The sequence below is a fragment of the Rummeliibacillus suwonensis genome (assembly GCF_007896435.1).
Classification (GTDB): Bacteria; Bacillota; Bacilli; order Bacillales_A; family Planococcaceae; genus Rummeliibacillus; species Rummeliibacillus suwonensis.
The window spans coordinates 1-1,527 of sequence record NZ_VCBL01000014.1 but is presented as its reverse complement, the minus strand read 5'-3'; the positions used below and the strand labels follow the sequence as shown (position 1 = coordinate 1,527).

1 rRNA gene is annotated in these 1,527 nt (G+C 50.0%); it reads left to right on the top strand.

From position 1 onward, the window contains the following. Nucleotide 1: 1 nt before the first annotated feature. A 23S ribosomal RNA gene (locus tag FEU33_RS18565) occupies nucleotides 2–1,527 on the top strand; the annotation flags it as partial.

Sequence of the window (1,527 nt, the reverse complement as noted above, 5' to 3'; positions counted from 1 at the left end):
AGGTTAAGTTATAAAGGGCGCATGGTGAATGCCTTGGCACTAGAAGCCGAAGAAGGACGGCACTAACACCGATATGCTTCGGGGAGCTGTAAGTAAGCAATGATCCGGAGATTTCCGAATGGGGGAACCCACTGTTCGTAATGGGACAGTATCTAGACGTGAATTCATAGCGTCTTGATGGCAGACTCAGGGAACTGAAACATCTAAGTACCTGAAGGAAGAGAAAGAAATTTCGATTCCCTTAGTAGCGGCGAGCGAAAGGGGAAGAGCCCAAACCAAGAGGCTTGCCTCTTGGGGTTGTAGGACACTCTACATGGAGTTACAAAGGAATGCGTTAGGCGAAGCGGTTTGGAAAGACCCACCGAAGAAGGTAACAGTCCTGTAGGTAAAAGCGCATTCTCTCCTGAGTGGATCCTGAGTACGGCGGAACACGAGAAATTCCGTCGGAATCTGGGAGGACCATCTCCTAAGGCTAAATACTCTCTAGTGACCGATAGTGAACCAGTACCGTGAGGGAAAGGTGAAAAGCACCCCGGGAGGGGAGTGAAAGAGATCCTGAAACCATGTGCCTACAAGTAGTTAGAGCCCGTTTATGGGTGATAGCGTGCCTTTTGTAGAATGAACCGGCGAGTTACGATGACATGCAAGGTTAAGTTGAAAAGACGGAGCCGTAGCGAAAGCGAGTCTGAAGAGGGCGAATGAGTATGTCGTTGTAGACCCGAAACCAGGTGATCTACCCATGTCCAGGGTGAAGGTAAGGTAACACTTACTGGAGGCCCGAACCCACGCACGTTGAAAAGTGCGGGGATGAGGTGTGGGTAGCGGAGAAATTCCAATCGAACTTGGAGATAGCTGGTTCTCTCCGAAATAGCTTTAGGGCTAGCCTCGTGAAAGAGAATCTTGGAGGTAGAGCACTGTTTGAACGAGGGGTCCATCCCGGATTACCGAATTCAGACAAACTCCGAATGCCAATGATTTATACACGGGAGTCAGACTGCGAGTGATAAGATCCGTAGTCAAAAGGGAAACAGCCCAGACCACCAGCTAAGGTCCCAAAGTAATTGTTAAGTGGAAAAGGATGTGACGTTGCTTAGACAACCAGGATGTTGGCTCAGAAGCAGCCACCATTTAAAGAGTGCGTAATAGCTCACTGGTCGAGTGACGCTGCGCCGAAAATGTATCGGGGCTAAACAATTCACCGAAGCTGTGGATAGACATCAACGATGTCTGTGGTAGGAGAGCGTTCTAAGCGCAGAGAAGTCAGACCGAAAGGACTGGTGGAGTGCTTAGAAGTGAGAATGCCGGTATGAGTAGCGAAAGATGGGTGAGAATCCCATCCACCGAATGACTAAGGTTTCCTGAGGAAGGCTCGTCCGCTCAGGGTTAGTCGGGACCTAAGCCGAGGCCGATAGGCGTAGGCGATGGAGAACAGGTTGATATTCCTGTACCACCTCCCTACCATTTGAGTAATGGGGGGACACAGTAGGATAGGAGAAGCGCACGGTTGGTTGTGTGCGTTTAAGCAGT